Below are 8839 nucleotides of genomic sequence, written 5' to 3' on the forward strand. Positions count from 1 at the left end.
TCACTCGCTTGGACGGTAGCTCCGAGTGCCAAACCGGATTGGCCCAGAATGTTCCGGAAAATGTGCAGTACCTGCTACCCTAATTGTTTGAAATTACAAACCCCTGATCAATTTATTGGTCAGGGGTTTTTTGTTTTGAAAAAACTAATATATAAAATTAATTAATTCTCAAATAACCATTTTTATTTAAAAGTATTTGATAAAATGAGATAAATAAAATGGATGTTTGAGGAAGGGGAAACATTTTTTGCACAATGTCACGGATTTATACAACTTAAGTCAAAAGCCGTTAATGGGTAAAATTAGTTTAGAATTGCTGATGGATTATTATGAAGAATATTTAAGGCCATTTAAAGTTTGTTACCAGCTTTCTGACGGTAATTCAATCGATTTAATATTTGATCGAAAACGTTTTGCTCATTTGGTTGGTATCGAAACAATTGCTAAAACTAAATATAAAGGTAATAGGATGCTTGAAGGGTATCGAGGAGAAAAGGCTTATAAGAGTATAAAAAAAGGACAAATTGACTTTGCCCACCTTCGAAATATAGGGAGCCGAAGTGTATTTAACAGTATGAAAAATAAATGGCTGTTTTTTTATCAATTGCCTCATATTATTCTTTCTCCGGAAGCAATCTTTCGTTATAAAAAGGTGTCAGGAAGTAACATTCAATGTGAAATTTTGATTTATGATTTAATGCACGGTGTATGTGCTCACCTTGGTATAGAAAAGGATAGTTCAGGAAAATTCTATATTCCCCGGACATTCTTCATTGAAAAAAATAATGGCTTGAAATTTGTACAAGATCAAGACGATGAAATTACGGTTAATGTTATTGATAAAATCGATCGTTCAAATAATGCACTTGTTTTAACGATTGATCTGAAGGCTATTCGAACAGCAGCTGCTCAAACAGAAGAGGGAGAAGCATTAAAAACTGAAGAAGATGAAGTATAACGTAACGTAGCCAACAGGTTACGTTATTTTTTTTGAAAGGATACAAAATAGTGAAAATGTAGCCTTGAAAAAAGGGTATTAATAGGTTTTAATGAATACATACACAGAAACGTAGCTTTCACTTTACAAATTAGGGGGATTTTTATGACTAGTGAGCCAATTAAAGACGAAAAGATTATCCAGGAGATGTTCGAAGCATTGGGGATGAAGAAAAATGGTTTTGTTTATCAGCTTTATTTTGAATTTGCTCTTAGTACGGGATTACGTGTTTCAGATATCCTGGCATTGAAAAAGAAAGATATTCAAAATGGCATTGTAAAAATCAAAACGCAAAAGACCGGTTTATATCGGAATATTGGGTTGAATGACAGCTGTAGAAAGCAATTAGAAGTGTTTTTAAAAAATAAAAAAGATGAGGATTTAATTTTTCCTTATCAAAGGCAGTGGATCCATAAGTTATTGAAAGAAGCTGCGGAAATGGTGGGTATCGATAAGTCTAAGATTAGTACGCACACCACAAGAAAAACGGCGGGATGGTTCTTTTATATGGATTCAGGAAAGGACATCGTAAAGACGCAGAATTTCCTTGGCCACAGAGATCCAAAGGAAACATTGGCATACTTGATGATTAGTGATGATGAAGTGAATGAAACATTGGTGCAGAGAAGCTGGAGAATTTAAAAGGGGGGATTTTCAATGGCAGCAAAGAAAGAAACGGCCAAAGACCGGCTTTATAAATTTGTAGAAATTTACGGTGTAGAGGTCATTAATAAAATCATAGAGAGGCATAACCTGGCCACAGAAAAAAGGACCTGGTTTACCATCCGTTTTGCGGAGAAAGATCCTATGATAGAAAAAGAATGCACCGAAACTATGGAAAAACTGGACGAAAAGATATATAAGATTGATAGAGAACTAGGGGACTGTTACGATATTAATGACAAACTTCGGACGCAAATAATTAGGGATATAAAAAAAGCCCGACCAGATGACTGGATGATGGGCTTTGATTTGCAGGGATGAAGATGATTTTGTCGAAGTACATAAAAAAAGAAACTAAGGAGTCGAGGCCTAAGTTTCTCTTTAAGAGGGATTCTTGTAAATACCGGGATTCTTGTAAAATCCGGGGGTTTCTTGTAAAACCCAAAATTAATTTTCGATAGATTTACTATAATTTATTTTATGGTTATTTACAAGAATTCCTCTTCTGATTTTTTTAAAATTTGAGAGGGGAAATACCTAATGACTTTAGGAGAAAATTTACAAAATGCAGAGGAAAAAGCACGTATAAGAGATTTTGAAAACGAGAGAAATAATCAATTTAGTTCTGAAGATCTTCAGACAGCTAACGAATTGGCGGAAAAAGCTTCAAAACAAAGGATGAGATTGGTACCGGAGAGAAAAGTAAAAAATAGGGCTAAGTTCGTCCAAATAATTCAACAAAATATAATGTATTTACAAAGAGTGAAGTATTTAAGTAATGCTGAGAAAGTTTTCTTATTAGATATTTCAGGTTATGTGGGTTTTTTATCTAATTGTATTGTTGATGATGTTAATCTTAAAAACCCAGTACCAATGACTCAAACAGATCTAGCGAATGCAATCGGTAGATACAAAACGAAGGTTAGTCCTATAATAAATTCTTTAATAGATAAAGGTGTAATGGCTCGTTCTGAATCTGGTTTAGACGATAATAATGTTAGAGCTTATGCTTTATTCGTAAACCCTAATATTATGTTTTCAGGGAACAGAGATGATGTAAATCCGACTTTGAAAGCTATGTTTAAAAAAGTACCAAAGGACTTAAAAAACTTGCCTATAAAATTGTTTTAATAAAAAGAGCGTATCTTAAAAGATATGCTCTTTTTTAGTTATGAAAATTTTTAAAACACTGTTATATCAACGTTTTTCGTAGTTACCAAAAACGGTAACAGGGGTTAAATTCGTAGTTACCAAAAACGGTAACTACTGTTACCAAAAACGGTAACTACGGAATCATTAAAAAAACCAGTCATATCAATGGTTTGAAGCATTTTTGATAACTGGCTCCTTCTAACTCTATATTATTGTTTGATTTTCGAACTAATAAAATCGATTTAACATACTTGAGTTACGTCTCTGTTTTTAGATTGACGTAACATCAATCTAAAAACTCTCTTCGGTGTAACACCTCCGTTCGGGCCTGCCGCCGGCTTTGTGGTAAAACCATTCCCTTAAATAATAAAACCTATGAAGTGCATTAAAGATTTGTTTTGCTACGGACCGGAAGGATCCGTTGGAAAATGAATCTTCACAAACGCTAGTTTGAGCTCTTAGGGGGTTCAAAGTCATAAAAATTAAGTGTATTCGCAACGTATTCACTACGTAAAACGTACTCGCTGTGAGGCCCTATTTTAGGAGGATACGTGCAAAACGTATACTTCTTTAACTCTGCCTCCCGCCATCCAGAATGGGATGGTGTGGCAAGGTTTTGCTTTTTTGCTTAGTTTTGAATTCTTTTCAATGACTTCTAAGGAAAATTAATTATACTTATCCAAAATTAATGGGGGTGATGAAAATTACAAATAAAGATGCCGAAATGGAGCATATGTTTAATACATTACAAAAAATTTATGCTAAAGCTGAGCCTGAGCAGTTAATTGATATAGAAAAACTTACATTATTGTATTTAGAGAATATTGGAATTAAAGGTAAACATCTAGACACAATGGCAACTATGATATTTAGCGGAATGAGAGAATGAGCTTAAGCTCATTTTTTTTACTTTTTTATTAAATAATTTATTTCCGCATTATGATGGGAGAGAACTGGAGGGACGCGGTTTTCGTAGAAAAACGCAACCTCCACTATGGAATATGGCCGCAGGCCAGTTTCTTTTGACCTTTGCTTTTGATTTTTTCGACAGGATTTATCCTGGCGAACTGCGAAGCAGAGAAAAAGAGATTGGTCACCAGCCAATCTCTTTTATTTGTTTTAGAAGAGATATGGCTGCCAACCATATCTCCATTGTTGAATGCCATATTCACAAGTCGCACGCCAATGCGACTATAAATAAAAATAGTTAAACCAAATTATCGTACGTGCAGGTGATCACATTGAACATAGTTTGATGGAGTGAGCCGTTTCTGTGGGATCCTTACCAAAGGTGAAATCAGAATTCAGCCCGAGCGACGTGCATCGAGAGGTGCTTGCGTCGAGTACGAACGGGGGCTGCGAGTAAAATCGCTTCTACCCACTGAACCATTTTTGGTTTTGGACATATGGGCGACACTGAAATGATGACATTCCAACTATGTGGAATTGAGTCCGTTACATTTACGAAGTGGTGTGCATCTATGATGCGAATCCACCCAGCGGGGAGATCCAGCAATGGCTCAACGTTTGGCTCGGCGGGGGAGGAAACTAATTTAATTAGTGCCAAGTAAAAGCTTGGTTTCCGAAAGGGAATACAAATACGAATAGCTTAACCCGTAAAGGCTCTGGTACACGTTCCAGAGTAAAGCAACCCTGCGTTTAGTAGGGAGCAACCGAGTAAGCAATACAAGAGAGGACGCCGAACTGGTGTTGACTCAACGTAATCGACCGAAAGCCTTTTAGGTGAGTAAGAGGGAGCTTCCATATTCTGCCCTTATAAGATGCGTTGACGAGCCGACCTGACTTGTTGAGCGAAGTGTGTAACTAAAGTGGGAAGCCGTAGCAGGTCAAATTTATTTGATGCTGCCGGTGGGAGATTTCTCGATTAGGTTTTTTACGAAGCTGCATAGGCAGTGGCTTAGTAAGTTCTCGAAAGGGTGGTACCTTTCAATGTGAGACGGCCGAAAGAGATTGGCAAATGCAAAACGGTAATTTGGGAATTTTAATCTTTTGGCGAAGGTTAGAATTTGGTCTTGGCAGACCGAAAGAGAGTCCTGGCGTTTTTAGCCATCACTTGGAGGTGATGTGTATGGGACAGTATTTGGTAGCCTCTTGGCAGGGGTTGTTACAATACATCAGCAAAAATATGTTTGGCAACGGATATTATTATTGGCATTTAACTGAGCTTCCAGTTCAGAGACAAAACAAGTGGGGGGAAATTGATCGTAAGTTAATTAAGAAATATGACGGCATTATTGATAAATTCAAACGTCATAGAAGAAAAGCGAAAGGCGAAGCTAATTTTCGTTACATTCGTTTTGAGCAATATGTATTCATTTTTCACACGTTAGGAACTTTACCAGATGTGTATGATGATCCGTTTTATGATGTAAGAGAAAACCCATTCATTTTGAAAATAAGTGATTCGGTGTCTTTTAAAATACGCATAAATGGTGATGGCAAAGTAAACGTAAGTTTTACGACTGATACATATCAAGGGTTCAAAGCAATGCTGCATAATGTTGCTAAAACACAAAATGCAGGATTATTAAAAAAGACGTTTTCTCACATCAATGGCATACCATCGCCTGCTGGAGTTCTACGTCAAAAGAAAGATCTTGTTGATTATGTGATTAGACAAGCAGAGAAAAATCAATTGCGTATTGGTGATGGTAAGAAAAAACGAAAAATGAATAGGCAAGATTTTTGGATTAACACGAAATCAAAAACAGTAAAAGTGTTTGTTGATGAATAACTTTATATAAATTTTAACTAGAAAAACTCTTCGTTTTTCTAGGCTTTCACATACAATTATTTATTAATTGAGTCTTAACTTTAGTTAGGAAAATATTCTACATAATCCCTTTGAGGTAAATTCTATATGAGTTTACCTTTTTTTCGTGTCTTATACGCACAAAAAAGGCCCTTTACGGCTTTTTTTAGAGTTTTGACGCGTATTTGTATTCGGAATGAATTCAAAGCCTTCATAGGTAGGTACCGCCAGCATTTTGACCTTTGACTTCTGCTAAGGAAATTCTAACCTAAAAAAGTCGATTTCCTGTCTTTAAGGAACCCGACTTTTAGGTGGCTTCTTTAGTAAAATCTCGTTCGTTGGTAAGTTATTCTGTTGATAAATTACCATCTTGATCTTTTTTCACATTTATTTCCCATTTAATATCCTCTTTTAACTGCAAACAGTAATCCATAACAAATCGGCTATCAAAATCACCTTTTTTATATCCTGTTTCAAGTGCATCGAGTTGTTTTCCTACAAAGTAACGAAATACTTCATCTTCAGAAATTCCTCTTTCTTTTGCGATTTCAACAATACTTTTTTGTTTTCTTAATTCAAAATATTCTTCATCGTTTACACCCAGAAAACGATATAAGTCTTCAAAATCAGTTTTATACCTAAATATAACCTTACCTTCATCATTGTGTTTTTCTTCAGCAAAAGTAGGCGTAGCACTTGCAATAAATAGTAAAGGAATAAATAAAAATGTGATAATCATCCATCTTGGTTGTTTAAACATTACGCTTAACTCCTTTTTTATAGTCCTCAATATTATCACACCTAAGTTAGTTTACTATTCGCATTCGTTAACCCCTCTCCTCCCCTGCTATTTGGGTTTCAGTCGAACGTAGGTAGTTCTACTGGAACCTAAATGCTCGGCGGGACCCCGACGTTGACACTAAAATTATGGTCAGACGGACGGACGGAAAAAATCTGTTTGTCTACTTTAAAATGACAGCACGACACCTTCTGTTTGTCTGTCTGACTAAAAAAACACAGCATTCCCTTGAAGGTTTAATCCATACTAGTGGATAATTAATAGATAGAGGTGATCATATATGGGGAATGACGATAAAGATTGGCGGCGGGAGGTCGGACAGACGGTGGATGAGCAACCGGAGCCAAAGGTTCTAGTAAAAGAGGTAGCTGAGAAATTTAAAACATCCGATCGAAGGATACGAAATTACTCAGATGAACTGGAGAAACAAGGCTACACTTTCTCGAAAACAACTGTTGGTTATAGATTGTATACACCCTATGATATAGAGATTCTTGGGAAGGCATTAAAAAGTAAGGATGAATATGATTTAACTGTAGAAATGGCTTGTTCGATGGTACTAAACAATGAGACTCGGACAGACAGTTCGGGGCCGTCTGGCCTTAAACCGGCATTAGATCATAGAAGTTTATTAGTAGATGTACAAAATACTATTGAGTCGTTAACAGAGAATTTGCCTTCTCGAGAACAAGTGAACCAGCTGATGAACCTTGTTGAAAATGTTGTGAATCAAGATAAGCAAAAGGATGAAATAATTAAGGCTCAAGAAAAAATGGTGGAACAACTTAGGCTTGAAAGAGAAAAAGATAGAGAAGATTTTTTGAAGTCTCAGGATCAATTTAAAGAAATAATGGCTGCTCATAAAAAGACATTAGATGATAATGAGCGATTCAAAGAAATCATTGAAGAGACTAGGCAATATATGAATAAATTAGATGAAAATCCTATCGAAAAACATAGTGAAAAGAAAGGTTTCTTCAGTAAAATTCTAGGGTTAAAATAATACATATGGATCCTGTGTAAGGGTCTTTTTTTTTTGAGAAAAACGTTGGTATTAGTGGGTTTTAACCCCTCCCCCACTCGCTCCTCTACTTTGTATACAAAATAATTACCTTATAAATTACAAAATTGTATACAAAAATGTTTACAAGTTTACAAAAATGTATACAAAATAGTAATAAAAATGGTTACATTAAAAAAATTATAATAAATGATAAGATAGGGGAGGGAGGTGTATACATAAAATGGCTAAAAAATCCTTGGTTGAAAGTATCCTTGAAGAAAAGAAAGACAAAGATGAAAAAGTCGTTGTTACATATAGAATTGAAAAATCGGTGGCGGATGAAATTAATGAAATAGTGGATGAAAATAATTTGAAAAAGGGCGATTTCGTAAGTGAGTTGTTAAAGAAAGCACTTAAGAGTTAAGGGAGTATAACCATTTGGTAACACCTAAAAAATGGGAGTGAGGATCAGGATTATATCCTGGTCTTTTTTTTGAATTGGAATGGTTAATTATATTTTTAAATAAATGGCTCTGTTAAAGGGTGTTGTTAATTTTCTTGATGAACTAACGGGGCAGGTTAGTTCTTTAAGGAAGGTAGTTGGATAAACTACCTATAAAAGAAAAATATTGGTATTATTGATATAACTATGTAAATTTAATAAAGGAAACGGAGGTTGAAATCTCATATAGTAAAAAAGATAGTAATACACTTAAACTAACGGGTGCGTTAGCCGAAGATATTTTTAATGATAAAACAAACATAATATCCGGAGGGAAAAATGGTTGATTATAGTTATGAGAAACAACATCTGAAAAAACTTAGGACTTTCATTTTTATCACGATAGCATTAATTTTTTCAATGATATTTATATTTATTAGCATATTTCTTTTGTATTTTTCTATGTCAGGCATTTTAGACGTTGAGTATTCCCCACCAAAATTAGCAATTATTTCATTCTTAATTTCTATTGTATTTTCTGTTTTAGCAATAAAAAATCTTTTTGGTAAGATATTGTTAGTATTAAACATATTTCTAATGCTATTTATGATTTTTTTTGGACCATAAATATATACAAGAAGACTAACTTAGGGTGTAATAGTCAGGCTGTTGTTTAGACAGCCTTTTTGTTTTCTTGTTATTCAGCAGTGAATGTAAATGTTTTGAACTAACAGCTGCTTTATTTCAATAAGGCTGCCTTTCGAATGAAGGTGTTATGCCGTAATGAGTTTCTCGGGAGGTGTTACACCGAGGGAGAAAAGGTTTAGCATAATTTGGATTTAGATGATTTTTTACTTGAAAGAAGGTTACTTTAGTGATATCTTGTATATAGTAAATATATGGAGTCGATTTATCTCACTCGCTTGGACGGTAGCTCCGAGTGCCAAACCGGATTGGCCCAGAATGTTCCGGAAAATGTGCAGTACCTGCTACCCTAATTGTTTGAAATT

At 35.0% G+C, this 8839-nt stretch carries 10 protein-coding genes; 8 read left to right on the plus strand and 2 right to left on the minus strand.

Going from position 1 to position 8839, the window contains the following annotated elements; genetic code table 11:
• The first annotated feature begins 247 nt into the window (after positions 1–247).
• The 5 genes from ACIQ0C_RS26735 to ACIQ0C_RS26755 all read left to right on the plus strand — a co-directional run bounded on the left by ACIQ0C_RS26735 (position 248) and on the right by ACIQ0C_RS26755 (position 3701).
• Positions 248–958 carry a PBECR4 domain-containing protein gene (locus ACIQ0C_RS26735; RefSeq protein ID WP_403065785.1) on the plus strand — a complete coding sequence of 237 codons (711 nt, stop codon included), beginning with the start codon at positions 248–250 and terminating at the stop codon, positions 956–958.
• A 144-nt stretch (positions 959–1102) separates the two neighbouring features.
• Positions 1103–1639: a tyrosine-type recombinase/integrase gene (locus ACIQ0C_RS26740; RefSeq protein WP_403065788.1), complete on the plus strand. Its 537-nt coding sequence runs from the start codon at positions 1103–1105 to the stop codon at positions 1637–1639.
• 15 nt (positions 1640–1654) lie between these two features.
• Positions 1655–1981, plus strand: coding sequence for a hypothetical protein (locus ACIQ0C_RS26745; protein WP_403065791.1), 327 nt, complete (start codon positions 1655–1657; stop codon positions 1979–1981).
• 219 nt (positions 1982–2200) lie between these two features.
• Positions 2201–2791 (plus strand): MarR family transcriptional regulator, encoded by a 591-nt coding sequence (locus ACIQ0C_RS26750; RefSeq protein WP_403065794.1) that lies wholly within the window; start codon positions 2201–2203, stop codon positions 2789–2791.
• A gap of 718 nt (positions 2792–3509) precedes the next feature.
• Entirely contained in the window at positions 3510–3701 is a 192-nt protein-coding gene (locus ACIQ0C_RS26755; protein WP_403065797.1) for a hypothetical protein, read from the plus strand.
• Positions 3702–3804: 103 nt separating this feature from the next.
• Here the strand turns inward: ACIQ0C_RS26755 and ACIQ0C_RS26760 are convergent, their stop codons facing one another.
• Entirely contained in the window at positions 3805–3984 is a 180-nt protein-coding gene (locus ACIQ0C_RS26760) for a hypothetical protein (RefSeq protein ID WP_403065800.1), read from the minus strand.
• Between the two features lie 806 nt (positions 3985–4790).
• Between ACIQ0C_RS26760 and ACIQ0C_RS26765 the strand changes: the two genes are divergently transcribed.
• Positions 4791–5567 carry a hypothetical protein gene (locus ACIQ0C_RS26765; RefSeq protein ID WP_403065803.1) on the plus strand — a complete coding sequence of 259 codons (777 nt, stop codon included), beginning with the start codon at positions 4791–4793 and terminating at the stop codon, positions 5565–5567.
• Positions 5568–5931: 364 nt separating this feature from the next.
• On the opposite strand, the gene ACIQ0C_RS26770 is transcribed toward ACIQ0C_RS26765, so the two are convergent.
• Positions 5932–6345 carry a hypothetical protein gene (locus ACIQ0C_RS26770; protein ID WP_403065806.1) on the minus strand — a complete coding sequence of 138 codons (414 nt, stop codon included), beginning with the start codon at positions 6343–6345 and terminating at the stop codon, positions 5932–5934.
• Between the two features lie 319 nt (positions 6346–6664).
• Here ACIQ0C_RS26770 and ACIQ0C_RS26775 point away from each other — a divergent pair, with 319 nt between their 5' ends.
• Positions 6665–7387 (plus strand): MerR family transcriptional regulator, encoded by a 723-nt coding sequence (locus tag ACIQ0C_RS26775; protein WP_403065809.1) that lies wholly within the window; start codon positions 6665–6667, stop codon positions 7385–7387.
• A gap of 241 nt (positions 7388–7628) precedes the next feature.
• A complete protein-coding gene (locus tag ACIQ0C_RS26780) occupies positions 7629–7811 on the plus strand; it encodes a hypothetical protein (protein WP_403065812.1) in 183 nt (60 codons plus the stop codon).
• The last annotated feature ends 1028 nt before the right edge of the window (positions 7812–8839 follow it).

It is taken from the genome of Peribacillus sp. NPDC096448, assembly GCF_044762675.1.
In the GTDB taxonomy this organism is placed as follows: Bacteria; Bacillota; Bacilli; order Bacillales; family DSM-1321; genus Peribacillus; species Peribacillus frigoritolerans_B.